We start from the raw sequence: 25,081 nt of genomic DNA on the forward strand, positions 1-25,081 counted from the left end.
CCCGGCGCAGCGCCACATGAAAAAAATGTCACACCCACGGCGACGGAGCGGGCGGACGTCGCCTAAGATGGGCGTTCGACACATAGGGCGGGCGGATGGCGGGACCGGCCACGGGCGAGGAATACAAGGACATCGTCGTCTTCCTGGCGGCGGCGGGCATCGTCGCGCCGATCTTCCGGCGGTTCCGCATCAGCCCGGTCCTGGGCTTCCTCGTGGCTGGGGTCGCCCTGGGGCCGGACGGCCTGGGCCGCCTCGCGGGCGACTTCCCGTGGCTCAGCGTGATGACCATCACGGACCAGGAGCAGATCGCCGTCCTGGCCGAGTTCGGGGTGGTCTTCCTGCTGTTCATGATCGGACTGGAGCTGTCGTGGGAGCGGCTCAAGGCCATGCGCCGCTTCATCGTCAGCCTGGGTGTGGCGCAGATCGCCCTTTGCGCCCTGGCCCTGTCAGGCCTGTTCTTCGCCATGGGCCAGACCCTCGCCTCGGCCATCGTCCTGGGCCTGGGCATCGCCCTGTCCTCCACGGCCATCGTCATGCCGGTGCTCTCGGACGCGGGGCGCATGCGCACGGCGACGGGGCGGGCGTCCTTTTCGGTGCTGCTGGCCCAGGACGTGGCCGTGGCGCCCATTCTGGTGGCCGTTACGGTGCTGGCGGCCGGCGCCGGCGCCGCAGGTGAACTGAACGGCGGCGCCCTGGCTCAGGGTCTGCTCAGCCTCATTCCCGCGGCCGTGGGGCTGGGAGTGATCGTCCTTCTGGGGCGGCTGCTGCTGCGGCCCATGTTCCGCTCGGTGGCCAAGGCGGGCCGGCGCGAGATGTTCCTGGCCGCCTGCCTGTTCGTGGTGCTGGCGGTGGGTCTGGCGTCCCAGGCCGCCGGCCTATCCATGTCGCTGGGCGCGCTGGTGGCGGGCATCCTGCTGGCGGAAACCGAATACGGGCGCGAGGTGGAGGTGCTGATCCAGCCCTTCCAGGGCCTTCTGCTGGGCCTGTTCTTCGTCTCCGTGGGCGTAGGGCTGGACCTGGACGCCGTGGCCGCCGCCCCCGCCACGGTGGGGCTGCTGGCCGTGACCCTCATCGCCATCAAGGTGGCCATCGTCTTCGCCCTGGCGCGCTTCAACGGCGTGCCCAGGGGGCCGGCGCTCGAGACCGCGCTGCTGCTGGGTCCGGCGGGGGAGTTCGCCTTCGTCATCATCGGCCAGGCCATCGGCGAGGGGCTTGTCCCGCGCGGCTTCGGCCAGGGCCTTCTGCTGTCGGCCACGCTCAGCCTGTTCGCCATTCCGCTCCTGGGCGCGCTGGGGGTGCGTTTCAGCCGTCGCCAGGAGCGGCGCGAGCGGGCGGGAGGAACCGTCATCGCCAATCCCGACAAGGCCGCGCCCGGCGGGGTGCTCATCGTCGGCTACGGGCGGGTCGGACGGCTGGTGGGCGAGATGCTGGACGCGCACGGCATCGCCTACACCATCATCGACAGCGACCCCGAAGTGGTGTCCGCGGCGCGTCAGGCGCGGCCCGACGTGTGGTTCGGCGATGCGTCCAACCCCGCCCTGCTGGCGGCCTGCGGCATCGACGAGGCCCGGGCGCTTGTCATCACCATGGATCAGCCGGGCAAGGTCGACGCCGTGGCGGCCGCCGTGCGCGCCCAGGCGCCGGAGATGATCGTCATCGCCCGCGCCCGCGACGAGAAGCACGCCGCGCGGCTTTACCGCCTGGGCGTCACCGACGCCGTGCCCGAGACCACCGAATCCAGCCTGCAGCTGGCCGAGAACACCCTGGTGGATCTGGGCGTGCCCATGGGCCTGGTGCTGGCCTCCATCCACGAGCGGCGCGAGCAGTTCCGCAAGCTGTTCCAGGAGGCGGCGCCTGAGGGCCGCAACCGGCCTCTACGCGCGCTCAGGGCCTCGACCCGCTTCAGCACGGATACCTAGCGCGCCGGCACCGTCAGCAGGGCCCGCGTGCCGGGACCATTGTCGAGATAGGCCAGCCGTCCGCCCAGCTGACGCACCAGGGCGTGCAGCACCTGGGAGCCGAAACCGCCCTGGTCCGAAACGCCCTCGCCGCGTCCGACGCCCTGATCCGAGACCGCCACCCGGACCGCTTCGCTCTCCAGGTCGAGCGAGACCTCGATGGGCCCCGCGCGCCCCTCATAGGCGTACTTGATGGCGTTCAGCATCAGCTCGGTGACGACCAGCCCGATGGTCACGGCCCGATCCGTGGGCAGGCGCACCGGCGCCGCGACGATACGCAGATTATTCGCCCACTGAGCATCGACCGTCCCGAGCAGATCCCGCGCCAGCTCATCCAGGTAACGGTCCATGTCCACGGCCCGGACCTCGTCGCTCTGATAGAGGCGCCGGTGCAGCAGGCCGACCGCGCGCATCCGTCGCGCGGCCTCCTCCAACTGGGCGCGCGCCACGGGGTCGATGGTCTGGCGGCGCTGCACGCCCAGGAAGCTCGAGACCAGCTGCAGGTTGTTCTGGACCCGGTGGTTGACCTCACGCAGCAGAAAATCCTTCTGCGCCAGCTGCTCGTCACGGTCGGCCACCGCTGCGGCCAGACGTCGGTTCATGTCCTGCACAGCGCGGCGGCGATGCAGCTCCTGCAGCTGTTCGGCCAGCGAGCGCACCGCCTCCACCTCGGCGTGGCTGAAGGGCTTGGCCTGGCCGCGCACGGTTTGGGCCCACTCAGCGAAGGAGGCGCGCGGCGTCAGCATTCCAGATTCGGCGTTCATGGCCTTGTGCGGATCGCCGGCCCAGATGACTTCCTGCAGGCGTTCGGCGCGGAACCAGGCGATCTGAGCGGGAGCGTCGCCGCCCATGCTGACCGCCGCGACGCCCGAGGCCTTGCCTGTCCAGGCCTGGGCGGGCTCATACTCGGCGCCGAGCCGGTGCGAGGTGAAGACGCCCTTGCCGGCTTCGCCCTTCAGCCAGTCAAATAGTGGCGGCAGCGCTTCGGCCGGCGGCGTCATGCCTTGGGCCGCCATGCGATCGCCGATCCGCACCGCGACGCCGTGGGCGTCGACGGCCCCCAGCAGCTCCTCCAGGCCTTCCAGCAGCGCTGCACCCTGATGGGGTTCGGCTTCGGCGCGGGCCAGGATGGCGTCCTGCCGGTTGCGCAGGCGCGCGCGGTCCCGGTGGTAGACGGTCTCCTCCAGAGCCCGCAGCCGCCGCGACAGGCTGGCGGCGATGGATCGGCAGACGGCTCGCACGCCATGCGGCATGAGGCGCGGCTCCGGATGGTGGAAGGCCGCCAGACCCCACAGGGCGCCGTCCCTGACGATGGAGACCGAGGCCGAAGCCCCGACGCCCATGTTCTTCAAATAGGCCAGATGGATGGGCGAAACGCTGCGCAGAACACTGTCCGACAGGTCGAAGGCGGCCGCGGCCTCGGGCCCCTCGGCGCTGACGAGGGGCCAGGGCGTATAACCCGCGTCGGGAATGACCCGAATGCGATTGCGCAAGTACAGGGCCCGCGCCTGACGCGGAATGTCCGTGGCCGGGAAGTGATGATGCAGAAAGGCGCGCGCCTCCGGATCGCGCGCCTCGGCCACCACTCGCCCCGCGCCGTCGTCGAGGAAGCGATAGATCATCACCCGTTCAAAGCCGGTCAGGCGGCGCAGGGCCTGGGCGGCGCGATCACAGAGGCCCTCCATGTCGGCCGCCGCCTCCATGGCCGCATCGGCGCGCTCAAGCGCGGCCAGCAGGGCCATGCCGCTGTCGCCGGCTCCGTTGGAGGGCTCAAGCTCAAGCAGGGTCAGGCCGCCAGAGGCGTGCACGGTGGCGTCGAACGGTTCGCCGCCAGCTCCCTGCATCAGGCCCACATAGCCTTCGCCCTCTTCCAGCAGGAACCTGGCCGCCGGGAAGATTTCGTCGACGGCGCGGCCCAGCAGGTCCTCGGGCCGGCCGCCCAGCATCGCCTCCGTGGGCCCCGCCGCGACATGGATCGCCCAGGTGGCGGGCTCGAAGGCTAACAGTACCCCGTGCGGCTGGATGGCCCCCGGCACATGGATCGGCTCGCGGTCGCAATCGGTCAGGTCGGGCGTGGTCATTGGAGTGCGCCCTCCGGCGCTAGGGCGGCGTCCATGATCTGAAAGCCCAGGACGGCGCCGGCGATGATTTCGTCGGTCTCGTCCGGCCGCCCCTCAAGGACATCGCAGAATGCACGGAAGCGCGCGCCCGCCTCGGCTCCGTAACAGTTGAAAAAGCTCAGGCCGCGCAGGTCGCCGCCCGCCGAACGCACCTCGCGCGCCAGCACGCGGGCGCCCAGCGTCGCCCCTTCCAGCACGTACTGCAGACCCAGGGCGCGCGGCGCTGACAGGTGGAGTTCCGTCAGATCGGCGTCCTGCGGCGCAGCCCGGCCCAGGGCTTCAAGGTCCTCGGCGAGGAAGGAAAGCTTGCGCCGTCCGGCGAAATCCAGGCCCGCCTCATCGATCAGCCAGGGCTCAAGCGCGGCCTCCAGGGGAGCGTAGGCGCTATGCAGCGCCGCCACATAGCCGGCCCGCCCCTCTCGGCAGAGCAGACGTGACAGCGCCTGCGTCCGGGCCTCAAGCGCGTCGTGCAGCGGACCGGTCGCGGATCGCAACGCGCCGAGCACGGGACCAACAGACATCGCCCAGCGGTATCACGCGACAGCGCCCTGTCGATACGCCAGCGCACAAAGGTCGCAGGGTCATGGCCGCCTTCAGCCAGGCCTTGCCCGGATTTCGCCACATCCGCTGGGTCATTGGCCAGGTCAGTTTCAGGGGAGGCGTACATGTCCCGCCACAACATCGTCGGCAGCGAAGTCTTTGGCCGTCGTCCGCGCATCTTTCTGCGAAGCTACGCCAGGAAGCGTCGCCGGGGCGGCGCGCTGGTCGTTTGGCTGGTCGCGACCGTGATCGCGGCGGGCGGGGCGACGGCGGCGGTCCTGATGCTGATGCCGCAGCCCTAGGCGCGGCAGCCTTCCGCGAACGCCCGCGCCGTTTCGCTGTCGGGGCCAGGCGTCGGGCCCACCTGCTGCGTGCCGTAGAGCGCGCTCACCTCGCCGCCCGCCTCCAATCGCCGCAGCAGGCCAGGATCGGCGGGGCCTTCCGCCGTGACGCCTCCGGGCGGCGCGTCCATTACCTGCGCCACAAGGGTGAAGGCCTCGTCGCCGACGCCCAGGGTGAAGCGCTCCTCGCTGCCGATGACGGTGAAGCCGGGCGCCACGGCGCGCAGCACGCCGCCCTCCAGGCAGCTGAGCGCCAGCTGCGGCCGCCCTCCCGGCCCCAGCAGGAACAGCCCCACGCCCTCGCCGGACGCGACCAGTTCCCATTGCTCCACTGGTGCGGGGTCGGCGGGCGCCTCGGGCGCCGGCGCGGGGGCCTCCGCGGCGGGCTCGCAGGCGGCGAGGGCGGGCAGCAACAAAGCCAGGATAGAAAGCGTTCTCGTCGTCATCATGCCTCCTGAACGCGCCAGGGTGGGTTTCGGCCCCGGCGACGGACGGCTAAACCACTCCGTCATCTAAAGAGGGCCGCTGGATGAGCGATCTGTCAAAGGCGCTGGAGAACAACCGCCGCTGGGCGGACGAGACGACGCGCCAGGATCCCGCCTTCTTCAGCCGCCTGGCCGGTCAGCAGAACCCCGACCTGATGTGGATCGGCTGCTCCGACAGCCGCGTGCCCGCCAACCAGGTCATCGGCGCCCTGCCCGGCGAGGTGTTCGTCCACCGCAACATCGCCAATGTGGTCGTCCCCACCGACCTGAACTGCCTGTCGGTGCTGCAGTATGCGGTCCAGGTTCTGAAGGTGAAGGACGTGGTGGTCTGCGGGCACTACGGCTGCGGGGGCGTGCGCGCGGCGCTGGAGACGGCCGACCACGGTCTCATCGACAACTGGCTGGAGCACATCCGAGACGTGCGTGATCGTCATGCGGCTGAACTGGACGCCCTGTCCGGCGAGGCGCTCGAGGACCGTCTCTGTGAGCTCAACGCCGTGGCCGGCATGGAGCGCGTGGCCCAGACCTCGACCGTGCGCCACGCCTGGGCCGAGGGCGCGGACCTGACCCTGCACGCCTGGGTCTACTCGCTCAAGGACGGCCGGGTCCGGCCCCAGGCGCGCCTGGGGCCGAAGGATAAGGCGTCGGTGGACCTCAGAGCCTAGAGCCTGATCGGTTGAGGTGGAATCGCTTCGCGATTCCGCCGATGCCGTGAATCAGGCTCTCGCTAGAATACTGGATCGAAATCTGAGCTTCGCAGGCGTGCGGCCCGCTAAACCGATTTCGGTCTAGGTCGCCGGAACGACCTCGACGTCCAGGCCCAGCCCCTCAAGCTGGGGCCGAACCACCGAGGCGTCGCCCACCACCACCCAGACGAAGCGGTTGTGGTCGATGGCCGCGCGCGCGGCGGCGTCCATCGCTTCGGGCGTCATGGCGCGATAGCGGCTGGCCACCTGCTCCCAGTAATTATCGGGGCGGTCGTACAGCTCGTTGGTCATCAACGCGCCCAGGATCGCGCCTGCCGTCTCGAACTGGCCGGGCAGCTGGCGGATGTTGCCGTTGACGGCCCGGTCCCGCTCGGCAGGCGTCACGCCCTGGTCTCCAGCGAAGGCGGCGTACTGTTCCATCAGCACGCGGATGGAATCGCCCGTGCGGTCGGCCTGGACCGGCGCGTTGATGACGTAGGGGGCACGGCCCTCGCGCAGGAACACGTTGCCCGACAGGCCATAGGACCAGCCCCGCCGCTCGCGGATGTCGGTGTTGATGCGCGACAGGAAGCCCGAGCCGATGGACTCGTTGGCCGCGAATAGGGTCAGGGTGTCGTCCGAACCCGAAACCGGCAGCACCTGTCCGGCGTAGATCACCGACTGCGGCGACTGCGGCCGGTCGACCAGCACGATGCGGGGCCGCGCCTCGGGGATGGGCGCGGAGAAGACCTTACGGCCCACGGGCGATCCAGCCTCGCCGCGCCAGGCGCCCAGCTGCGCCTCCAGCAGCGCGGTGACCTCGGCAAGCGGCCGGTCCGAGACCACGAACACCTTGGCCGTCTCCGGCCGGATCCAGGCGCGGTGGAAGGCCACCAGGTCGTCCCGGTCGATGGCGCGCACGCCGTCCGCGGTCCCCAGTCCCGAGACCGGCCGGCCGTAGGGATGCGCCTCACCGTAGGCGATGCGGGGGAAGACGCGTCCGGCGATGCCGACGGGGTTGGTGCCTTCCTGGGCGATCAGGGCCAGCTGCTGGTCGCGCAGGCGGTTGACCTCCGAGGCGGTGAAGTCCGGGCGCGCCACCACATCGGACAGCAGGTCCAGGGCCGGGGCCAGGTTGGCGCTGGGCACGCCCAGGGTGACGGTGGTGCGGTCAAGGCCGCTGTTGGCCGAGATCGTGGCGCCCAGCCGCTCCTGCTGTTCGGCGATCTCCAGCGCGCTGCGCCCGTCGGCGCCTTGCGTCATCAGGGCGGCCATCAGGCGTTGCGTACCCAGCGCATCGGCCGGGTCCGCCGCCACGCCCGCGTCGAACGAGACGGCGAGCTGCGTCAGGGGCACGGCGTCACGCTGGGCGTAGATCACCTCCACCCCGTTGGACAGGCGGGCGCGCTCCACGTCGGGGAAGTCCAGGTCTGCGATCTCGCCCATGGGCGGCATGGGGTCGCGCGGCGTGGCCTGGAACGGCGTATTGTCCGGCTCCGGACGGTTGGTGGCCTGCGCCTCCTGATAGGGTTCGCGGGCGCCCGGATCGACGCGCAGGGAATAGACCGGCCGGCTCAGCCAGCGCTCGGCCGCGGCCTGAACGGCGGCGGGGGTCACCTCGCCGTACTCCACGATGTTGCGGCGGAAGAAGCCCGGGTCGCCCGCAATGATCGCGCCGTTGCCCAGCAGCTGGGTCTTGCCCACGTAGCCGGCGACCTGCTCGATATTGGCCATGGCGCCGGCGACCTCGCGGGCGGCCACGCGCTGGACCTCATCGGCGGTCGGCCCGGTGCGGCTGAAGTCGGCGATCAGCTGGTCCAGATTGCGCGACACCGCGTCGGCGTCCTGTCCCGGCTTCACGTCCACCGTGACGAAGAACAGGCTCAGCCGCTGGAAGGGCAGCACGCTGGCCGACACCGACACCGCCGACTGGTCGCCGCGCACAAAGGCCGAGTCCAGCCGCGACGAGGCCAGGCCGCCCAGCACCTGGGCCGCCACGTCCAGCTCCACCTGGTCCTCGTGCGCGAGGCCCGGGACGGCCCAGACGCGATACAGGCGCGTATTGGCCACACGGTCCTGCATGACCTCGGAGATGGGCGCCGCCAGGGTCGGCACGTCGGCCTCCGCCGGGATATTGTCGGGGCCGCGCGGGATCTGGCCGAAGTAGCGCTCGACCAGCGGCCGGGCCTCGGCGACGCTGATGTCGCCGGACAGGATCAGCACGGCGTTGTTGGGTCCGTAGTTATCGCGGAACCACTGGCGCACGTCCTCCAGGCTGGCCGAGTCCAGGTCCGCCATGGAGCCGATGGTCGAGTGCCGATAGGGGTGGCCCTCGGGGAACAGGGCCTCGAGCATCCGATAGAAGGTCAGGCCATAGGGCTGGTTGTCGCCCTGGCGCTTCTCGTTCTGGACGATGCCCCGCTGGGCGTCGAGACGCTCCTGGGTCAGGGCGCCCAGGATGTAGCCCATGCGCTCGCTTTCGATGTAGAGGCCGCGCTCAAGCGCCGGGGTCGGCACGGTCTGGAAGTAGTTGGTGCGGTCGAACCAGGTGGTGCCGTTCCAGTTGGTCGCGCCCATGTCGCGCAGGGGCTCGATCAGGTTTGGCACGTGCTCGGTGCCGTTGAACAGCATGATGTGCTCGAACAGGTGGGCGAAGCCGGTCTTGCCCTCGGGCTCGTCCTTGGAGCCCACATTGTACCAGGCCGCGATGCCGACGATCGGGGTCTTGCGGTCCTCGTGGACCAGCACCGTCAGGCCGTTGTCGAGGGTGAAGCGCTCATAGGGAATGTCCACCCCGGCGAGCAGCTCGTCGATGGAGGCGGGCCGGGCCTCGGCCGCCTGGGCCATGGCGACCGCTGCGGCGGCGTCGGTGCGAGCCAGGGCGGGCGGCGCCCCCAGGGCGAGGATAAGGGCGGCGGCGGAGGCGCCCATCAGGGCGTGGCGGGTCGAGCGGATCATGGCGGAAGCGTCCCCAGCTTAAACGTTTCCGCCAATAGGCCCCAGCCGGATCGTGTCCGGAAGAGGGCGCAGATTAAATCTGGGAAAGGTTGGGGCGCGGCGCCGGTCGCCCGGCCCGCCGCGCCCCCTGTCGCATCAGCCCTCAGAGGCGCTCATCCGCGCCTCGGCCAGGGCCAGGCGCGCGCGCAGCTGATCGGCCGAACGGGCGGCGGTGGCGATCTCGTTGAAGCGCTCAATGGTCAGGCCGGCTGACTGCACGGCGGCGCCCATGGCCTCGGCCTGCTCGGCCGTCGGCGTTCCCTGGATGCCCAGGTCGCGGATCTGGGCCGTGGCGCGGGCGGCGGCCTGAACCTCCTGGTCGGTCACCGAGGCGGCGGGGCTGCCGGCCGCCGGGGCGGGCGCGGCGATCACGGCCAGACGGGCCTGCAGGACCGGGTCGCCCGCGACGGCGGCGCTGATGGCGTTGAAGCGGTCCACCGTCAGGCCCTCGGCCTCGATGGCCGCGGCCATCTGGGCCTGCTGATCGGCGCTCGGGGCCCCGTTCGCCGCCTGGGCGATGGGCGTCACCCGCTCCATGGCCGCGTGAAAGGTGGTCAGCTCGGCGCGCGTGAACTGCCCCGCCATCGGAGCCTGGGCCTGGACTTGCGCCTGGGCGGCGGGCGCGGCGGCCTCCTGCGCCAGGGCGGGAACGGACAGGGCCATAACGGCCGCGGACACGGTCAGGGCAAGACGCATAGGGAACTCCTTGTGATGACGAACGGGATGTCGAGGGGCGGCCGCAGGATCAGCCGCGCAACCAGAGATCGGTTTTCAGGACAGCCCAGCCTAGGAAAGACGCAACAGGGGGATCAACTGAATAGGGCCGAACTGCTCCGATTGGTCGCACCCTTAAAACCGCCGCCTGAGGGGCCGGGTTCCGGCCCGATCCCCACGCGCGGCAGGTTCGCTGAGGCCTGCGTCGCAAAGGGATCGCTGTTGCGCCGCCCTTGCTTGTCCCCGCCGCGAGGGCTGGGCCTAGACTGAAGGCGATGAACCAACCCACTCTCTTAACCGCATTAGGCCTGCGTGGCGCGATCTGGCACGGTTTGGCACGGGTTGGCGCCCCGTTTTCAGCCGGCGCCCTGCCACTTTGCCCCCGGGCCCAAGCCCGCTAGAAGCGGCCCATGGCTGAGCAGATCAGAGCCAGGGCGTTGATCGCCGTTCTTTTCGCCGTGGCCGCCCTGGGCACGGCGACGAGCGCGGAGGCGTGCCAGGTCCGCCGTTCTGACTACTCGCAGCAAGACACCGACGAGTTGAACCTGCGCACTTCGGGGTTTGTGGCCTTGGGCGCCCTCACTGACGTGCAAGGAGAGGGCGGCCGGCTCACGCTACGGGTCCGCCCGGAGCGGACGTTGCGAGGACCAGCCGAACAAGCCTTGGCCGCCCGCGAGGTCGTATTCTCAACATGCGATGCCGCACGCACGTCTTCCCCCTTTACGCAGGTCGGCGTAGGGGACCAGGTGCTAGTGTTGGGGACCGGTGGCGCTGATTTCACTGCGATTATCGACGTGATCCGAGCGGATGATCCCCGTGCCATCCATCTTCTTGACCTGCTGAATAACGGCCGCCAATGACCCAAACCATCTCGACCAAAGTCCTCATCATCGGCGCGGGCACGGGCGGCTATGTGGCCGGCATCCGCTGCGGCCAGCTGGGGCTGGACACCGTGCTGGTGGACGGCGGCGACGGGTTGGGCGGAACGTGCCTCAACGTCGGCTGCATCCCCTCCAAGGCCATCATCCACGCGGCCACCAAGTTCGAGACCGTGGCCAAGGCCGCGGGCGGCGGCACGCTGGGCATCACCGCCGCCAAGCCCGCCATCGACCTGAGGCAAACGGTCGAATGGAAGAACGGGATCGTCAAAAAGCTGAACCAGGGCGTGGCCGGCCTGCTGAAAAAGGCCAAGGTCCGCGTCATCAAGGGCTGGGCGACCTTCTCCGACGCCAAGACCTGTACGGTCAAAACGGCCGAGGGCGACCTGACCATCACCGCCGAGCACGTAATCCTGGCCACGGGGTCCGAGCCGGTCGAGCTGCCCTTCCTGCCCTTCGGCGGCGACGTCATCTCCTCCACCGAGGCGCTGTCGCTGGACAAGGTTCCGGGCAGGCTGGTGGTCGTGGGCGGCGGCTATATCGGGCTGGAGCTCGGCATCGCCTTCCGCAAGCTCGGCGCGGAGGTGGCCATCGTCGAAATGGCCGATCGCCTGCTGCCACTCTACGACAAGCAGCTGACCGATCCGGTGACCAAGTGGCTTGAGAAGCACGGGGTTCAGCTGCATCTGGGCGCCAAGGCGGGGTCGTTCGAGAAGGGCGCGCTGGGCGTCACCGACAAGGACGGCAAGGCGCTTAAGCTCAAGGCGGACAAAGTGCTGGTCACGGTGGGCCGCCGCCCGCGCACCAAGGGCTGGGGGCTCGAGAACATGGGCGTCGACATGGCCGGGCCTTTCGTCAAGATCGACCAGCGCTGCGCCACCTCCATGAAGAACGTCTGGGCCATCGGCGACCTGACGGGCGAGCCCATGCTGGCCCACAAGGGCAGCGCCCAGGGCGAGGTGGTGGCCGAGATCATCGCGGGTCATGACCGGGTCTTTGATCCCGTGACCATCGCCGCCGTTTGCTTCACCGAGCCCGAGATCGTTTCGGCGGGCCTGGGCCTCGACGATGTGAAGGGCCGCGACGACGTCATCACCGCCCAGTTCCCGCTCATGGCCATCGGCCGCGCCCTGGCCATCGAGGCGGGCGAGGACGGCGGCTTCGTGCGCGTGATCGCCTCGAAGACCGACCACCGCCTGCTGGGGATCCAGGCCGTCGGCCAGCACGTGTCGGAGCTGTCGAACAGCTTCGCCCAGATGCTGGAGATGGGCGCCGTGCTTGAGGACGTGGCCGGGGTCATCCACGTCCACCCGACCCTGGGCGAGGCCTTCCACGAGGCGTCCCTGCGCGCCCTGGGTCACGCGATCCACATCTGATGAGGGGCGGGGCGCTAATAGCGGTCTTGCTTCTCGCGGGCTGCGACGTTCGATCGGAGCGAACCGCCGAGAATGTCTCGCGAGAGGCCCAAGACGCAGAGATCGACGCCCTGATGGACTCGCTCGATGCGCCGCCAGTGCTTGCCGATCGTCGTCCGTTTGACCTGTTCGCCGACGCTGAAGCCGTCTACCTCACGGTTCAGGACAACCAGCTCTCGCGCGATGGCTCACGCCACATGATTCTGCCGCCCGCCAACCGCCGACTGTCAATCCAGCAGCGCAGGGCCATTGAAGGTGCGCTCTCGATCGCCAGCTACGTCGGGGCCAACCAGCGGCTATCCTGCTCGGGCCCCTATGTTGAACTGAACTACAGCCAAGATGGGGCCTCAGTCGGGCGCGTGGCCTTGGTCGAAGTCTGTGAGACGGCGAGCGTTTCGGCCGGCGAAGGTGAGGCCGCTGCGCCGTATTATCCCGAGATGCGGCCAGGCTCGGACTTCACACGCGTCGAGGTGGACTGGTCCCAACTCAACGCCGCACTTGTCGAACTGGGCTACCAGCGCTCGCCTCCACCCGACGCAACGTCGGCTCAGCTCTAACCCTCTGATACCTCTAGCCAGGGGTTATGGTTCGGCCATACTGGCGTCGTCGCCCCCGGGAGGGGCTGGGGAGTAGGTTTCATGGGATCGTCTCGCGGGGCCGTCGCCCTCGTCGCATGCGGGGCGCTCGCCGCCTCCGCCTGCTCCACCACGCCGCGCGCCTATTCGCCGGTCATGGCCGCCGCGCCCGCGGACCAGGCCGCCTTCGAGGCCGCCTTCAATCAGTGCAGCCAGGAGGTGGCGGCGGGCCGCACCCAGAACTTCCGCGAGGGCAGGGGCGGCGCCGTGGCGGGTGGAACCGCTCTCGGAGCCGCGGCGGGCGTCGTCGCCGGGGCCTCGGCGGCCTCGGGCGCGGGGATGCTGGGCGGGGTGGCCGCGGGCGCGGGCCTGGCCACCGGCCTGATCCTTGTGGCGCCTATCGCCATCATCGGAATGAGCGCGGCCAAGCGCGGCCACAACGAGCGCATCGTGCGCGACGCCATGACCCGCTGTCTGGCCGAGGAAGGCCATACGGTCGCCGACTGGCGGCTGGCCCGCTCTGAGGATACGGGGCCGCGCTCGCCCACGGCCCGGCCGGGCCGCTAGGGCCTTCAGCCCTCGTCGCCGCCGTCGGGCAGACCCATCATGTGGAAGCCGGCGTCCACGTGGACGACCTCGCCCGTGGTGGACAGGCCCAGGTCCGAGCACAGCCACAGCGCACAGCCGGCCACGCCCTCCATGGAGGTGTCCTCCTTCATGGCCGAGAAGGCGCGCCCTTGCGCCAGCATGCCCCTCCCGCCCGAAATGCCGGCCAGGGACAGGGTGCGCATGGCGCCGGCCGAGATGGCGTTGACCCGAATGCCCTTGGGACCGAGGTCGCGGGCGATGTAGCGGGTCGCCGCTTCCAGCGCGGCCTTGGCCACGCCCATGGTGTTGTAGTTGGGGATGGCCCGCTCGGAGCCCAGATAGGTCATGGTCACCAGGCTGCCGCCGTTCGGCATCAGGCGCGCGGCGCGGCGGGCCACGTCCACGAAGCTGAAGCAGCTGATGTTCATGGCCAGCAAGAAGCTGTCGCGGCTGGTGTTGTCGACGAAGGATCCCTTCAGCTCATCCTTGTTGGCGAAGGCGACCGAGTGGACCACGAAGTCCAGCTGGCCGAAGGCCTGTTCGATCTGGTCGAAGGCGGCGTCCATGGAGGCGTCATCGGTGACGTCCGCGGGGATCAGGTGCTTGACCCCGATGCTCTCGGCCAGGGGGCGAACCCGGCGCTCCAGCCCCTCGCCCAGATAGGTGAAGGCCATCTCGGCGCCTTGGGCGGCCAGCTGCGAGGCGATCCCCCAGGCGATGGAGTTGCTGTTGGCGACCCCCATGACCAGGCCCTTCTTGCCCTTCATGAGTTCGCCCTTGGGCATGTTCCAGCTGGATGCAGCGGCCATCGGCAAAGTCTCCGGTTGTTCGGCGCGTTTCTGGACGAGCGCGCGCCGTGCGGCAAGCGGAAGGCGTCAGCCGGCGGGCGCCGAAGCCGTGTCGGGCGCGGGAGTCTGGCGATAGACTCCGAAATAGCCCGCCGTCGTCATCAGGGCGGCGTCCGCCCTTGTGACCGCCGCGCCCGCCTCGTCCAGCTCCGCCCGGAGCTGGACGTTTCGCGCGTTCCAGTCACGCATCGGCGTGGCTCCGGTTGAGCCGCCCGTGGCCCATTCCAGCAGACCGACGCCGACACTGCTGGACTGCGCCTGTTCGCGCCCGGCCTGATGCTCGGCGTAACGCGCAGAGGCCAGCCGCGCCGTGGTGATCGCACCGCTGTACGCCGCGAATGAGGCCATGAATTCAGCCGGACATCCGGTCATGTCGACCGCCTGGACCAACTGCTCTCTCTCAGCCAGGGCGGCTGTGTTGAGGTAAAGGTCGTCGGCCATCGTGGAGGCCAACACCCGGCCGACGCACGCGGTATGCATGGCGCGCTCGCGTTCCTCGGCCGACGGGCCGCAGCCGACGACCACCAGAGCGCATCCGACGAACAGCGCCGCCCGAATTCCAGCCATGCCCGCTCCCCCCGAATGTCGGCAAGCGTACATTAGCGCAACGGTTGCAGGCGCCAAGCCCGTGAGCCGGAGACGCCTTGCTAGGAACCAGACGTAGAGGCGCCCCGCTCGCGCCATCGCGTCAGCCGCTCCAGAAGCGGCGTCGCCGTCACACCGTGGATCAGGATCGAGGCCAGGATGACGAAGCCGGTTATGGCCCATAACCGCTCGCTGACCCCGAAGCCGCCGTGGTTGAGCCCGTAGGCCACGTAATAGACCGTGCCCACGCCGCGGATGCCCAGGAAGGCCAGCAGGCCTCGCTCGCGCCGGTCCAGCGGCGAGCCCATCAGCGACAGCCAGCCCGCCACGGGTCTGACGATCAGCAGGATGACTAGGCCGATGGCCGCATCGGTCCAGGTCAGGGCGTCCAGCAGGCCGTTGGCCAGGGCCCCGCCGAACAGCACCAGCAGCAACATCATCAGCAGCCGTTCGATCTGGTCGGTGAAGTCGTGCATCTCGCCGTGGAAATCGTGATCCCGCTCGGCCCCGCGCAGGGTCAGGGCGCAGACAAACACCGCCAGGAAGCCGTAGCCGTGGGCCAGTTCGGTGAGCGCATAGGCCGTCAGCGTGGCCGCCAGGGCCACCAGGCCGTCCGCCGCCCGGTGCAGGCCGCCCACGAACCGGAACACGAGCCAGCCGAAGAACCGCCCGGCCAGCCAGCCCACGGCGGCGCCGGCGCCCAGCTTCCACAGCACGTCCACCAGCGCCCATTGCCCCAGACCCTGAAGGCTGAACAGGCCGCCCGCCGCGGCCAGAATGGCCAGGTTCACGAAGGGGAAGGCCAGGGCGTCGTTGAGGCCGGCCTCCGAGGTCAGGCCGAAGCGCACCTCGTCGTTCTCGCCTGAGCGGGGCGGGCCGGTCTGGACGTCGGAGGCCAGGACCGGATCGGTGGGGGCCAGGGCCGCGCCGAGCAGCAGCGCCATGGGCAGGCTGAAGCCCAGGCCAGCCACGCCCAGCCAGGCCACCGCCGCGATGGTCAGGGGCATGGCGATGGCCAAGAGCCGCCAGGTCACGGTCCAGGCGCGCCAGCCCAACGGCCGGTCCAGCTTCAGCCCCGCGCCCATCAGGGCGATGATGACCACCAGCTCGGACAGGCGCTCGGTGATGGTGTCGTAGGTGCGCGGGTCGGGATTGAAGGCCAGCACGCCCATGCCGAAGACGGTCCAGCCTATGCCCACACAGGCGATGGCCAGGGATAGGGGGGCGCGCTTGAGCCCCTTGGGTCCCCAGGACACCAGCAGAATCACGAGCCCGAGGCCCAGCAGGAACAGGATGTAGGGATCGGCGGTCAAGACGGCGGCGGCTCCGGGATAGGCCGCGGCTGTAACGCTTGGGCCCCGCCTTGGGGTCCGGCGCTTGCACGGGACGGCGGCGCCCGCCAAGCTGGCGGCTGATCCATCCAAGGTAAAGCGTCATGTCCGCCTCCCTCCTCGTCGCCGCGCTTATGATGGTTCCGCCGCCGCCTCCCGTGGCCGTGGTGCTGGTCCCCGCCGATGCGGAGGCCGCCGGCGATAGCGCCGCACTCCTGCGGAGCGTGGACTCGGCCACATCCGAGCGGGGCGGGTGGCTGACGCTCGCCCCCGCGTCCCTGAGCGCCGCCGATTTCACTGATTGCGCCGGAGCCTCGGCCGCGGACTGCGCGCGCGCCGTGCTGTCGGCCCAGGCGCGACAGCCCGGGCCGCCCCTGGTCGTCATCCTGGCCACCTCGCGCGGGTACGCCCTGTCCTGGCGCTGCGTGGGCGTCGATGTGGCGCGGGAGCGGCCGGATCGTCAGCGGATCGGGCTTGAACCCATTCGCTGGGACGACCGGGGCATTCGCCCCTGGGAAGAGGACCGCTCGGCCGCCGCCGGCTGTATCCTCTCGGCCGCAGCCGAAAGCGGCTGGTAGCGCACCCCTTAAAGACCGTCGCGGAAACTTCGCCGTCCTGTCGCAGGGCCGTTCACGAAGCGCCTTAGCCGCCCCTGAGACAATGGGGGGAACAGGCTCATGGACGCCCAGACGGTCACGCGCCGCTACCGCACGGTCTTTCTGTCCGACATACATCTGGGGACCCGCGGCTGCCAGGCCGAGCTGCTGCTCGACTTCCTGCGCGGCATGGAGTGCGAGACCCTCTATCTGGTGGGCGATATCGTCGACGGCTGGCGCATGAAGGCGGGCGGCTTCCGGTGGCCCCAGAGCCACAACGACGTGGTCCAGAAGATGCTGCGCCTGGCCCGCAAGGGGGCCAAGGTGATCTACGTGCCCGGCAACCACGACGACCGGGTGCGCGACTTCTGCGGCGCCCATTTCGGCGGCGTCGAGGTCATGCGCGAGGCCATCCACGTCACCGCCACGGGCAAGCGCTACCTGGTCATTCACGGCGACGAGTTCGACGGCGTGGTCCAGCACGCCAAGTGGCTGGCCTTCTTAGGCGACTGGGCCTACCGCGCCATGCTCGCCTCGAACACCTGGCTGAACCGCGCCCGCCATGCGCTGGGCATGGACTACTGGAGCTTCTCGGCCTTCCTCAAGGTGCGGGTGAAGGAGGCGCTGCAGTTCATCGAGAACTTCGAGGAGGCCGTGGCCCGCGCCGCACGCGAGCACGGGGTGGACGGCGTGGTCTGCGGCCACATCCACAAGGCCGAGATGCGCCTGATCGACGGGATCGAATACATCAACGACGGCGACTGGGTGGAGAGCTGCACGGCCCTGGTCGAGCACATGGACGGCCGGCTGGAGATCCTGGACTGGCCGAAGATCCGCGCCCAGACGGCGCTGAAGCCCCTGCGCGGCCGCGCGGCCGCCGCGCCCCAGCCGGAGCCGGCGCTGGCCTAAAAGAAAACCCCCGGCTGTCGCCAGCCGGGGGTTCCTTTGTTTCAGACGTCTGAGGGCCGGACTTAGAAGTCCATGTCGCCCATGCCGCCCATGCCGCCGGGCATGCCGCCGCCGGCGCCGCCGGCCGAGGCCTTCTTGGGCGCGTCGGCCACGGCCGCTTCGGTGGTGATCAGGATGCCCGCGACGGAGGCCGCGTCCTGAAGGGCGGTGCGCACGACCTTGGCCGGGTCGATGACGCCCATCTTCACCAGGTCGCCGTACTCTTCCGTCTGGGCGTTGAAGCCGAAGGCCGCGTCCTTGGACTCCAGCACCTTGCCGACCACGATCGAACCTTCGACGCCGGCGTTCTCGGCGATCTGACGGATCGGGGCCTGCAGAGCGCGGCGGACGATGGCGATGCCGGCGTTCTGGTCGGCGTTGTCGCCGGTCAGGCCTTCAAGCGCCTTCGACGCCTTCAGCAGGGCGATGCCGCCGCCGGGGACGATGCCTTCTTCCACCGCCGCGCGGGTGGCGTTCAGGGCGTCGTCGACGCGGTCCTTGCGCTCCTTCACCTCGATCTCGGTCGAGCCGCCGACGCGGATGACCGCGACGCCGCCGGCCAGCTTGGCCAGACGCTCCTGCAGCTTCTCGCGGTCGTAGTCCGAGGTGGTGTCCTCGATCTGACGCTTGATCTGCGAAACGCGGCCCTCGATCGCCTCCTTGGCGCCCGAGCCGTCGACGATGGTGGTGTCGTCCTTGGTGATGGTGACCTTCTTGGCCTTGCCCAGCATGTCGAGCGTGACGTTCTCGAGCTTGATGCCCAGGTCTTCGGAGATGACCTGGCCGCCGGTCAGGACGGCGATGTCCTCCAGCATGGCCTTGCGGCGGTCGCCGAAGCCCGGCGCCTTGACGGCGGCGACGCGCAGGCCGCCGCGCAGCTTGTTGACCACCAGGGTGGCCAGGGCTTCGCCTTCGATGTCCTCGGCGATGATCAGCAGCGGACGGCCCGACTGAACCACGGCCTCCAGCACCGGCAGCATGGGCTGCAGGCTGGACAGCTTCTTCTCGTGCAGCAGGATCAGCGGCTCTTCGAGGACCGCCTCCATCTTGTCGGCGTTGGTGATGAAGTAGGGGCTCAGGTAGCCGCGGTCGAACTGCATGCCTTCGACGACGTCGAGTTCGGTCTCGGCGGTCTTGGCCTCTTCAACCGTGATGACGCCCTCGTTGCCGACCTTCTCCATGGCGCGGGCGATCATGTCGCCGACCTCCTGGTCGCCGTTGGCCGAGATGGTGCCCACCTGGGCGATCTCGCTGTTGGCGCTGACCTTCTTGGAGGAGTCCTTGATGCCGGCGACCACGACCTGGACGGCCTTGTCGACGCCGCGCTTCAGATCCATCGGGTTCATGCCCGCGGCGACGGACTTCATGCCCTCGACGACGATGGCCTGAGCCAGGACCGTGGCGGTGGTGGTGCCGTCGCCGGCCTTGTCGTTGGTCTTGGACGCCACTTCGCGGATCATCTGGGCGCCCATGTTCTCGAACTTGTCTTCCAGTTCGATTTCCTTGGCGACCGAGACGCCGTCCTTGGTCGAGCGCGGCGCGCCGAAGGACTTCTCGATGACGACGTTGCGGCCCTTGGGGCCCAGGGTGACCTTCACCGCGTTGGCGAGGACGTTGACGCCGCGCAGCATCTTTTCGCGCGCGTCAGTGGAGAAGAGGACTTGTTTGGCGGCCATGTGAGGCTGCTCCCTTGATCAGTGTGTCGTGAAACGGAAAGGCGGACGCGGGCCGGTCGTCAGCTGACGACGCCCAGGATGTCGCTTTCCTTCATGATGATGAGGTCCTGGCCGTCGATCTTGACCTCGGTGCCCGACCACTTGCCGAACAGGATGCGGTCGCCGGCTTTGACGTCCATCTTGATGTAGTCGCCGTCTTCGTCGCGGGCGCCGGGGCCCACGGCGATCACTTCGCCTTCCTGGGGCTTCTCCTTGGCCGTGTCGGGGATGATGATCCCACCCTTGGTCTTCTCTTCTTCCTCCACGCGCTTCACCAGCACGCGGTCGCCGAGGGGACGAAACGCCATCTGAGTTCTCTCCGATCAGTCGGTCATATATGGGTCTGGCCGGCCCTCGCAGGGGAGGTTGTTGGCAGTCTCCCCCGGTGAGTGCCAGCGCGCCGCGCAAGTAGGATCGCGGCCCTCTGGAGTCAAGACGCGGGCCGTCACGCGCGCTACAATCCGGGCTCCTGAAACGGGGGCCGCCCATGCTCGACCACATCGGCTTCAACTGTTCGGACGTGAAGGCCTCGCGCGCCTTCTATGAGGCGGCGCTGAAGCCCCTGGGCGTCGGCCTGATCATGGAGGTCGGCCCCGATCAGACCGGCGGCCCGACCTATCTGGGCTACGGCAAGGACGGGAAGCCCTTCTTCTGGTTCGGCGACGATCCGCAACTGGGCAACAAGCTGCATGTCGCCTTCACCGCCGAGACGCGGGATCAGGTCGACGCCTTCTACCGCGCCGCCATGGCCGCCGGCGGGACAGACAACGGCCCGCCGGGCGTCCGGGCCATCTACCATCCCAACTATTACGGGGCCTTCGTGCTGGATCCTGACGGTCACAACATCGAGGCCGTCTGCCACAAGCCCGGTGATGCGGCGGATCAGAAGACGCCGGGCGTCTAGGTCCTGAGACGCGCGATCAGGGCGGCGGTGGCCGGGTCGTGGGGCTGGACCTGCCCGCCCTCGAGTTCTGAGAGGACGCCCCTGGCCAGCGCCTTGCCCAGCTCGACGCCCCACTGGTCAAAGCTGTTCAGGCCCCAGATCACGCCTTCGACGAAGGTCTTGTGCTCATAAAGCGCGATGAGGGCGCCCAAGGCCCGGGGCGACAGCTCGGGCAGGGTGATGACCGTCGAGGGCCGGTCGCCGGGGAAATCCTTCTGCGGCGCCAGCACATCCCGCTCGGCATGGTCCGCCAGCTCTGCGCGCACGGCGGCCGGGTCGCGCCCGACCAGCAGGGCCTCGGCCTGGGCCACGCCGTTGGCCAGCAGCTTATGGTGCGAAGCGGCCTCGCCTGATCCCCGCCTGACCAGGATGAAGTCCACCGGAATCACCTGAGGCCCCTGATGCAACAGCTGGAAGAAAGCGTGCTGACCGTTCGTCCCCGGCTCTCCGAAGACCACCGGGCAGGTGGCGTGCGCCAGGACCTGGCCATCGGCGCCCACCGCCTTGCCGTTGGACTCCATCTCCAGCTGCTGAAGGAAGGCCGGCAACAGCTCCAGGCGCTGGGCGTAGGGGATGACGGCCCGCGCATGGCGGTCCAGGCCGTTGACGTTCAGCACCTGGGCCAGGGCCATCAGGATCGGGGCGTTGCGGCCCGCCGGGGCCTCCAGGAAGTGGCGGTCCATGGCCTCGGCGCCCGCCAGCAGCGCCTCGAACGCTTCCCAGCCCAGCGCCACGGCGCAGGACAGCCCCACCGCCGACCAGAGGGAGAAGCGACCCCCCACCCAGTCCCAGAAGGCGAAGACCCGGTCCGGCCGGACCCCGAAGGCCTCGGCCCGCGCCGGCGCCGCAGAAACCGCGCAGAGATGAGCATCGCCGTCTCCGCCCAGGGCGTCTCGCAGCCACCCGCGCGCCAGCTCGGCGTTGGCGAGGGTCTCCTGGGTGGTGAAGGTCTTCGAGACCACGACCACCAGGGTCGACGCCGGGTCCAGCCCCCGGATCGCCTCGGCGAACTCTTCAGGGTCCACGTTGGCGGCGAAGCGCAGTTCGACGGGTCGCTCGCCCCGCGGCCTCAGCGCCTGCCAGACCAGGCGGGGGCCCAGGTCCGAACCGCCGATGCCGATGTGCAGCACGGCCTCGAATCGTTGCCCTGTCGCGCCCGTGATCTCACCTGATCGGACGGCCTGGGCGAAGGCCCGCATCCGCGCCCGCATGGCCTCCACCTCGCCGGAGACCGGCCCGCCCCCGGCGGCGTATGCAGCGCCCTCGCCCGCGCGCAGGGCGGGATGCAACACGGCTCGCCCCTCGGACCGGTTGACCGTTTCCCCATCGAACAGGGCCGCGCGCGCCTGGGCCACGCCCCGAGCCTCGGCCAGGTCCAGCGCCAGGTTGAGCGTGGTCATGGACCAGGGCTGCCGCGACAGGTCGATGTGAAGCCCGGTTGCCTCAACGGTCATGGACTTCAGCCGCGCCGGCTCGCTCGCGAAGCGCTCCACGATCCGCACGGCCGTGTCGTTCTGGGCGGCGGCGCGAAGGGCGAAAAGATCGGTGGGCTTGCGGGTCATCCGGTCTCCATTCTGTGGCTGATCCGCGGATCTGAGCAAGGATCGGACAGGTCGCGGCCCGGGTCCTAACGGCGCATTAACCGGCGCGGTTCATCCAGGATCAGGCAGAAAGGGAGGCCGACCGTGAGCTGCTCCGTTCTGGCCGCCCTCGCCGCGGCCGCGACCCTGAACATGACCGCTGTCGAGACGGCCACGCCGCCGCCCGCCGTACCGCCCAGCGCGAGCCTGGCGGTCGAGCCCTTCTACGCCGATATCGTCAGCCGCTCGATCGGGATGAAAGCCATGGTCGACCGCTGGATCGCCGATCAGGCCGGCGCCGACGCCGCCTTTGCCCAACGCGCCGACTGGACGGCCTTCCGCGAGCAGGCCGAAGCCCTGTCCCGGCTGGACATGCAGGGGCACGTGGACCTGCGGGAGCGCAACATCGACGGCGATCTGAAGTGCATCCTGCGCGGCCTGTCTGAAGACATCCCGCGACGCGTCGAAGCGGTCGAGCAGGCCGCCGACGCCCGCGCTCGCGCCGACGCCCTGTCCGAGCTGGCCTACCTGCTCGACGACAACGCAGCCGTCATCACGGCCCCGCCCCAACCGTCGGTCTAGACCAAAATCGGTCCGGCTGACCGGGCTCCAGACGGGCTCAGATTTCGGTCCCGAATCTTAGCCGTCCACGCCCGCCAGCCACCGTGCGACGTTCAGCAGAAACTGCTTGTTTTGCGGAACCTCGGGGCTGGCGAAGCCCATGAAACCGCCCCCGGCGCGCTGGGCCGTGAACATCGCCGCTTCGCCGAAAACAGCAACCCGGCCGCGACCCACTTGCATCGTCGCGCCCTGAAGCCAGCCGTCCATGGACCGCTTGGGCGTGGTATCACTGAACTGCCAGGCCTCGCTGGGCTCCAGCGACTGAAAGGCGCCATCGGGAAAGCGGATCAGGACGTGCGCATCCGGCGCCCGAAAGCCGCTTCCGGTAAAGGTTCCGATCTGATCGATCTGTTCGCCGGACCGGAAGCCGCGCGTGATCGGATGATCGCCGAGCGTTCCTGCGTCGCGCGAGAACAGATCCGGCGGATCGGGCTGGGCCTGGGTTGGGACGACAAAGCCGTTAGAGAAGGTCACGCCGAAGGCCCCCGCGAGGCGCTCCACGGCGCCGGGAAAGGGCATGTGATCCGCCATCAGCCACAGCGAGCCGCCCTCCTCGACCCAGCGGCGCAGCACGGCGACCTCTTCCTCTGAGAAGGCGTCGGGCGTGGGCAGGGACCAATCCTCGGCGTTGCGGGGGTGCAGGGCGTTGGCGATGACGAGGACGCGCGCGTCGGCCAGACCCTCGGCCGTCAGCGGTCCTTGATGCGGCCGCACCTGAAAGCCGTCGTTGGCCAAGACAGCCGCGAAGGGGGCGTAACGCCCGTCGAGGGTGTGGAAGTTGGCGTGTCCCTCATCGATCAGGACGACGGGGCCCTGGCCGCTCTGGAACCATGGGGCCGCCACCGACACGTCCGCCTGATCGTCGGCGCGTTGCTGGGCGACGGCAGGGGGCGCTACGGCGATCAGCAGCGCGGCCAGAAGGCAGGTCAGGCGCATGGGGGCCTCCTTGTGATCCCCCAGCATAAAGAAAAGGCGGGCCGAAGCCCGCCTAAAGCTTTCATCAAAGCCCTCTTCCGCAAGCGCGGATGAGGATCACTGCATCGGCGCGGTTTCGCCCGACCCGCCTGTATTGCCCGCGGTCGCCGCGTCGAGCGGCGCTTCGGCGGCCGGATCGGTGAAGGGCGCGTTCTGGTCGGGGCCGCCGGCCTGAGTGGCGTCGACGCCTTCGGCGCCAGGGGCGGCCTCGGCCGCGCCGGGCTGGCGCGAGGGGTCCGGCGCGGGGATCGGATAGCCGCCCGAGCCCTGGGCGCGCAGATAGGCGATCAGGGCCACGCGCGTGTCCGTGTCTTTCAGGCCCGCGAACGACATCTTGGTGCCGGGCACGTGGCGCGCCGGAGCGGTGATGAAGGCGTCCAGCTCGTCATAGGTCCAGGCCGGAGCTTCGGCTGCGTGGGCGACCATGGCCTCGGAATAGGCGAAGCCGGCGTGGCCGCCCGGGCGACGACCGACGACGCCGTAAAGGTTCGGTCCAATGCCGTTGGCGCCGCCGGCATTGATGGTGTGGCAGGCCGAGCAGCGGGCATAGGCGCGCTCCCCAGCGGCCAGGTCGGCGATCGGCAGGACGGTGCCCCAGTCGGGCAGCAGTTCCGCCTCGGCGCCGCTCTCGGTCTCTTCCTGGACCTCGATGGCGTAGCCCATCTTCTCGGGGGCCTCGCCGCCGCCGTAGATGCGCGATGCGCCCTCGTTCACGATCAGGATGACGAACACCGTCGCCAGGCCCGCGCCCAGGATCTTGTTGACCTTCAGATCGCCGCTCATGGATTCCGCTCAGAAACCTGTCTTGTTGCGTGCGGCTCTCTTACACCCTATCGCCGAAGGCGCAACCGATCCCGCGTGGATACCGCATGAACCCGATCATCGTCATCCCCGCCCGCATGGCGGCCACGCGTCTTCCGGGTAAACCGCTGGCGGACATCGGAGGTCTGCCCATGATCGTGCGCGCCCTTCGCCAGGCCGAAGCGGCCAAGGCCGGACCGGTGGTGGTCGCCGCCGGCGACGCCGAAATCATTGAGGCCGTCGAGACCGCGGGCGGACGGGCCGTGCTGACGGATCCCGACCTTCCGTCAGGGTCCGATCGGGTGCTGGCGGCGCTGGAGGCGGTGGACCCGCAAGGCGCCCATGACGTCGTGATCAACCTTCAGGGCGACATGCCCTTCGTAGAGCCCGAGGTGCTGGCGCGCACGGCCGACCTGATGGCGCGTACGGGCTGCGATATCGCCACCGCCGTCGCCGCCGAGGCCTCGCCGGCAGACCGCGGCAACCCCGACGTGGTCAAGGCGATCCTGACCATGGTGAACGGAGAATGGGAGGGCCGCGCCCTCTACTTCACCCGTTCGACGCTTTACGGCGACGGCCCGGTGTGGCGGCACATCGGCATCTATGGCTATCGGCGCCGGGCGCTGGAGCGGTTCTGCGCCGCTCCGCCGTCGCCGCTTGAGCGCCGCGAAAAGCTGGAGCAGCTGCGCGCTCTGGAGCTGGGGCTCAGCATCCACGCCGTGGTGTGCGACGCCGCGCCCCTCTCCGTGGACAATCCCGTTGATCTGGAGGCGGCCCGCGAACTGGCGGGCTCCTGAAGCCAGGGCCAGGCGCGGATGAACCCGGCGCCTCGTCGATGATT

The 25,081-nt window shown here is 69.6% G+C and carries 25 protein-coding genes; 12 read left to right on the forward strand and 13 right to left on the reverse strand.

Annotation, left to right across the window (positions count from 1 at the left end; genetic code table 11):
* Positions 1–95 precede the first annotated feature (95 nt).
* The gene (locus Q0812_RS07040) at positions 96–1,919 is read left to right on the forward strand and encodes a cation:proton antiporter domain-containing protein (protein ID WP_302109604.1); all 1,824 of its coding nucleotides are present in this window, start codon (positions 96–98) and stop codon (positions 1,917–1,919) included.
* On the opposite strand, the gene Q0812_RS07045 is transcribed toward Q0812_RS07040, so the two are convergent.
* On the reverse strand, positions 1,916–4,039 hold the full coding sequence (locus Q0812_RS07045; protein WP_302109605.1) for a histidine kinase dimerization/phosphoacceptor domain -containing protein: 2,124 nt from the start codon (positions 4,037–4,039) through the stop codon (positions 1,916–1,918). The two genes, Q0812_RS07040 and Q0812_RS07045, sit on opposite strands and share 4 nt — an antisense overlap.
* Positions 4,036–4,599, reverse strand: coding sequence for a biliverdin-producing heme oxygenase (locus Q0812_RS07050; protein WP_302109606.1), 564 nt, complete (start codon positions 4,597–4,599; stop codon positions 4,036–4,038). Before Q0812_RS07050 ends, Q0812_RS07045 begins: the two co-directional genes overlap by 4 nt.
* Positions 4,600–4,743: 144 nt before the next feature.
* Between Q0812_RS07050 and Q0812_RS07055 the strand changes: the two genes are divergently transcribed.
* Positions 4,744–4,920 (forward strand): hypothetical protein, encoded by a 177-nt coding sequence (locus Q0812_RS07055; RefSeq protein WP_302109607.1) that lies wholly within the window; start codon positions 4,744–4,746, stop codon positions 4,918–4,920.
* On the opposite strand, the gene Q0812_RS07060 is transcribed toward Q0812_RS07055, so the two are convergent.
* Positions 4,917–5,405 carry a hypothetical protein gene (locus Q0812_RS07060; protein WP_302109608.1) on the reverse strand — a complete coding sequence of 163 codons (489 nt, stop codon included), beginning with the start codon at positions 5,403–5,405 and terminating at the stop codon, positions 4,917–4,919. The two genes, Q0812_RS07055 and Q0812_RS07060, sit on opposite strands and share 4 nt — an antisense overlap.
* Before the next feature lie 83 nt (positions 5,406–5,488).
* Between Q0812_RS07060 and Q0812_RS07065 the strand changes: the two genes are divergently transcribed.
* Positions 5,489–6,109 (forward strand): carbonic anhydrase, encoded by a 621-nt coding sequence (locus tag Q0812_RS07065; RefSeq protein ID WP_302109609.1) that lies wholly within the window; start codon positions 5,489–5,491, stop codon positions 6,107–6,109.
* Positions 6,110–6,232: 123 nt separating this feature from the next.
* Here Q0812_RS07065 and Q0812_RS07070 read toward each other — a convergent pair whose 3' ends face one another.
* Both Q0812_RS07070 and Q0812_RS07075 read right to left on the reverse strand, forming a co-directional pair.
* Entirely contained in the window at positions 6,233–9,088 is a 2,856-nt protein-coding gene (locus tag Q0812_RS07070) for a M16 family metallopeptidase (protein ID WP_302109610.1), read from the reverse strand.
* 135 nt (positions 9,089–9,223) lie between these two features.
* Entirely contained in the window at positions 9,224–9,823 is a 600-nt protein-coding gene (locus tag Q0812_RS07075) for a DUF4168 domain-containing protein (protein ID WP_302109611.1), read from the reverse strand.
* Between the two features lie 428 nt (positions 9,824–10,251).
* On the opposite strand from Q0812_RS07075, the gene Q0812_RS07080 reads away from it, so the two are divergent.
* From Q0812_RS07080 to Q0812_RS07095, 4 genes are all read left to right on the forward strand, one after another.
* Positions 10,252–10,701: a hypothetical protein gene (locus tag Q0812_RS07080; protein WP_302109612.1), complete on the forward strand. Its 450-nt coding sequence runs from the start codon at positions 10,252–10,254 to the stop codon at positions 10,699–10,701.
* Positions 10,698–12,095 (forward strand): dihydrolipoyl dehydrogenase, encoded by a 1,398-nt coding sequence (gene lpdA / locus Q0812_RS07085; RefSeq protein WP_302109613.1) that lies wholly within the window; start codon positions 10,698–10,700, stop codon positions 12,093–12,095. The genes Q0812_RS07080 and lpdA overlap by 4 nt, the downstream gene beginning before the upstream one ends.
* Before the next feature lie 113 nt (positions 12,096–12,208).
* Positions 12,209–12,691: a hypothetical protein gene (locus tag Q0812_RS07090; RefSeq protein WP_302109614.1), complete on the forward strand. Its 483-nt coding sequence runs from the start codon at positions 12,209–12,211 to the stop codon at positions 12,689–12,691.
* A gap of 81 nt (positions 12,692–12,772) precedes the next feature.
* Positions 12,773–13,276 (forward strand): hypothetical protein, encoded by a 504-nt coding sequence (locus Q0812_RS07095; RefSeq protein WP_302109615.1) that lies wholly within the window; start codon positions 12,773–12,775, stop codon positions 13,274–13,276.
* Positions 13,277–13,281: 5 nt separating this feature from the next.
* Here Q0812_RS07095 and Q0812_RS07100 read toward each other — a convergent pair whose 3' ends face one another.
* The 3 genes from Q0812_RS07100 to Q0812_RS07110 form a co-directional block, all read right to left on the reverse strand.
* Positions 13,282–14,082: an enoyl-ACP reductase FabI gene (locus tag Q0812_RS07100; protein ID WP_302109664.1), complete on the reverse strand. Its 801-nt coding sequence runs from the start codon at positions 14,080–14,082 to the stop codon at positions 13,282–13,284.
* A 90-nt stretch (positions 14,083–14,172) separates the two neighbouring features.
* Complete coding sequence (locus tag Q0812_RS07105; protein WP_302109616.1) at positions 14,173–14,712, reverse strand: hypothetical protein; 540 nt, start codon at positions 14,710–14,712, stop codon at positions 14,173–14,175.
* An 80-nt stretch (positions 14,713–14,792) separates the two neighbouring features.
* A complete protein-coding gene (locus tag Q0812_RS07110; RefSeq protein ID WP_302109617.1) occupies positions 14,793–16,043 on the reverse strand; it encodes a cation:proton antiporter in 1,251 nt (416 codons plus the stop codon).
* Positions 16,044–16,165: 122 nt separating this feature from the next.
* Between Q0812_RS07110 and Q0812_RS07115 the strand changes: the two genes are divergently transcribed.
* Both Q0812_RS07115 and Q0812_RS07120 read left to right on the forward strand, forming a co-directional pair.
* Entirely contained in the window at positions 16,166–16,639 is a 474-nt protein-coding gene (locus Q0812_RS07115; RefSeq protein WP_302109618.1) for a hypothetical protein, read from the forward strand.
* 99 nt (positions 16,640–16,738) lie between these two features.
* Positions 16,739–17,566 (forward strand): UDP-2,3-diacylglucosamine diphosphatase, encoded by an 828-nt coding sequence (locus Q0812_RS07120; RefSeq protein ID WP_302109619.1) that lies wholly within the window; start codon positions 16,739–16,741, stop codon positions 17,564–17,566.
* 62 nt (positions 17,567–17,628) lie between these two features.
* Here Q0812_RS07120 and groL read toward each other — a convergent pair whose 3' ends face one another.
* On the reverse strand, positions 17,629–19,281 hold the full coding sequence (groL, locus tag Q0812_RS07125; protein WP_302109620.1) for a chaperonin GroEL: 1,653 nt from the start codon (positions 19,279–19,281) through the stop codon (positions 17,629–17,631).
* A 59-nt stretch (positions 19,282–19,340) separates the two neighbouring features.
* The gene (gene groES / locus Q0812_RS07130) at positions 19,341–19,628 is read right to left on the reverse strand and encodes a co-chaperone GroES (RefSeq protein ID WP_302109621.1); all 288 of its coding nucleotides are present in this window, start codon (positions 19,626–19,628) and stop codon (positions 19,341–19,343) included.
* A 179-nt stretch (positions 19,629–19,807) separates the two neighbouring features.
* Here groES and Q0812_RS07135 point away from each other — a divergent pair, with 179 nt between their 5' ends.
* Entirely contained in the window at positions 19,808–20,224 is a 417-nt protein-coding gene (locus Q0812_RS07135) for a VOC family protein (RefSeq protein WP_302109622.1), read from the forward strand.
* On the opposite strand, the gene pgi is transcribed toward Q0812_RS07135, so the two are convergent.
* A complete protein-coding gene (gene pgi / locus Q0812_RS07140) occupies positions 20,221–21,825 on the reverse strand; it encodes a glucose-6-phosphate isomerase (protein ID WP_302109623.1) in 1,605 nt (534 codons plus the stop codon). The two genes, Q0812_RS07135 and pgi, sit on opposite strands and share 4 nt — an antisense overlap.
* 123 nt (positions 21,826–21,948) lie before the next feature.
* On the opposite strand from pgi, the gene Q0812_RS07145 reads away from it, so the two are divergent.
* Positions 21,949–22,425, forward strand: coding sequence for a hypothetical protein (locus Q0812_RS07145; protein ID WP_302109624.1), 477 nt, complete (start codon positions 21,949–21,951; stop codon positions 22,423–22,425).
* Positions 22,426–22,482: 57 nt separating this feature from the next.
* On the opposite strand, the gene Q0812_RS07150 is transcribed toward Q0812_RS07145, so the two are convergent.
* Together Q0812_RS07150 and Q0812_RS07155 are read right to left on the reverse strand one after the other, a co-directional pair.
* Positions 22,483–23,400 (reverse strand): DUF4350 domain-containing protein, encoded by a 918-nt coding sequence (locus tag Q0812_RS07150; RefSeq protein ID WP_302109625.1) that lies wholly within the window; start codon positions 23,398–23,400, stop codon positions 22,483–22,485.
* Between the two features lie 96 nt (positions 23,401–23,496).
* A complete protein-coding gene (locus Q0812_RS07155; RefSeq protein WP_302109626.1) occupies positions 23,497–24,222 on the reverse strand; it encodes a c-type cytochrome in 726 nt (241 codons plus the stop codon).
* Between the two features lie 86 nt (positions 24,223–24,308).
* Here Q0812_RS07155 and Q0812_RS07160 point away from each other — a divergent pair, with 86 nt between their 5' ends.
* Positions 24,309–25,037 (forward strand): 3-deoxy-manno-octulosonate cytidylyltransferase, encoded by a 729-nt coding sequence (locus Q0812_RS07160; RefSeq protein WP_302109627.1) that lies wholly within the window; start codon positions 24,309–24,311, stop codon positions 25,035–25,037.
* The last annotated feature ends 44 nt before the right edge of the window (positions 25,038–25,081 follow it).

Origin of the sequence: Peiella sedimenti, assembly GCF_030504955.1 — a bacterium.
In the GTDB taxonomy this organism is placed as follows: Bacteria; Pseudomonadota; Alphaproteobacteria; order Caulobacterales; family Caulobacteraceae; genus Brevundimonas; species Brevundimonas sedimenti.

Excerpts from the sequence above, each read along its gene's own strand:
- Q0812_RS07105 (WP_302109616.1), bottom strand. The coding sequence starts at position 14,712 with ATGGCTGGAATTCGGGCGGCGCTGTTCGTCGGATGCGCTCTGGTGGTC.
- Q0812_RS07095 (WP_302109615.1), top strand. The coding sequence starts at position 12,773 with ATGGGATCGTCTCGCGGGGCCGTCGCCCTCGTCGCATGCGGGGCGCTC.
- Q0812_RS07055 (WP_302109607.1), top strand. The coding sequence starts at position 4,744 with ATGTCCCGCCACAACATCGTCGGCAGCGAAGTCTTTGGCCGTCGTCCG.
- Q0812_RS07135 (WP_302109622.1), top strand. The coding sequence starts at position 19,808 with ATGCTCGACCACATCGGCTTCAACTGTTCGGACGTGAAGGCCTCGCGC.
- Q0812_RS07155 (WP_302109626.1), bottom strand. The coding sequence starts at position 24,222 with ATGAGCGGCGATCTGAAGGTCAACAAGATCCTGGGCGCGGGCCTGGCG.
- Q0812_RS07150 (WP_302109625.1), bottom strand. The coding sequence starts at position 23,400 with ATGCGCCTGACCTGCCTTCTGGCCGCGCTGCTGATCGCCGTAGCGCCC.
- Q0812_RS07090 (WP_302109614.1), top strand. The coding sequence starts at position 12,209 with ATGGACTCGCTCGATGCGCCGCCAGTGCTTGCCGATCGTCGTCCGTTT.
- Q0812_RS07065 (WP_302109609.1), top strand. The coding sequence starts at position 5,489 with ATGAGCGATCTGTCAAAGGCGCTGGAGAACAACCGCCGCTGGGCGGAC.
- groES (WP_302109621.1), bottom strand. The coding sequence starts at position 19,628 with ATGGCGTTTCGTCCCCTCGGCGACCGCGTGCTGGTGAAGCGCGTGGAG.
- Q0812_RS07100 (WP_302109664.1), bottom strand. The coding sequence starts at position 14,082 with ATGCCCAAGGGCGAACTCATGAAGGGCAAGAAGGGCCTGGTCATGGGG.
- Q0812_RS07060 (WP_302109608.1), bottom strand. The coding sequence starts at position 5,405 with ATGACGACGAGAACGCTTTCTATCCTGGCTTTGTTGCTGCCCGCCCTC.
- lpdA (WP_302109613.1), top strand. The coding sequence starts at position 10,698 with ATGACCCAAACCATCTCGACCAAAGTCCTCATCATCGGCGCGGGCACG.
- Q0812_RS07050 (WP_302109606.1), bottom strand. The coding sequence starts at position 4,599 with ATGTCTGTTGGTCCCGTGCTCGGCGCGTTGCGATCCGCGACCGGTCCG.
- Q0812_RS07045 (WP_302109605.1), bottom strand. The coding sequence starts at position 4,039 with ATGACCACGCCCGACCTGACCGATTGCGACCGCGAGCCGATCCATGTG.
- Q0812_RS07070 (WP_302109610.1), bottom strand. The coding sequence starts at position 9,088 with ATGATCCGCTCGACCCGCCACGCCCTGATGGGCGCCTCCGCCGCCGCC.
- Q0812_RS07160 (WP_302109627.1), top strand. The coding sequence starts at position 24,309 with ATGAACCCGATCATCGTCATCCCCGCCCGCATGGCGGCCACGCGTCTT.
- Q0812_RS07040 (WP_302109604.1), top strand. The coding sequence starts at position 96 with ATGGCGGGACCGGCCACGGGCGAGGAATACAAGGACATCGTCGTCTTC.
- Q0812_RS07080 (WP_302109612.1), top strand. The coding sequence starts at position 10,252 with ATGGCTGAGCAGATCAGAGCCAGGGCGTTGATCGCCGTTCTTTTCGCC.
- pgi (WP_302109623.1), bottom strand. The coding sequence starts at position 21,825 with ATGACCCGCAAGCCCACCGATCTTTTCGCCCTTCGCGCCGCCGCCCAG.
- Q0812_RS07115 (WP_302109618.1), top strand. The coding sequence starts at position 16,166 with ATGTCCGCCTCCCTCCTCGTCGCCGCGCTTATGATGGTTCCGCCGCCG.
- groL (WP_302109620.1), bottom strand. The coding sequence starts at position 19,281 with ATGGCCGCCAAACAAGTCCTCTTCTCCACTGACGCGCGCGAAAAGATG.
- Q0812_RS07075 (WP_302109611.1), bottom strand. The coding sequence starts at position 9,823 with ATGCGTCTTGCCCTGACCGTGTCCGCGGCCGTTATGGCCCTGTCCGTT.
- Q0812_RS07120 (WP_302109619.1), top strand. The coding sequence starts at position 16,739 with ATGGACGCCCAGACGGTCACGCGCCGCTACCGCACGGTCTTTCTGTCC.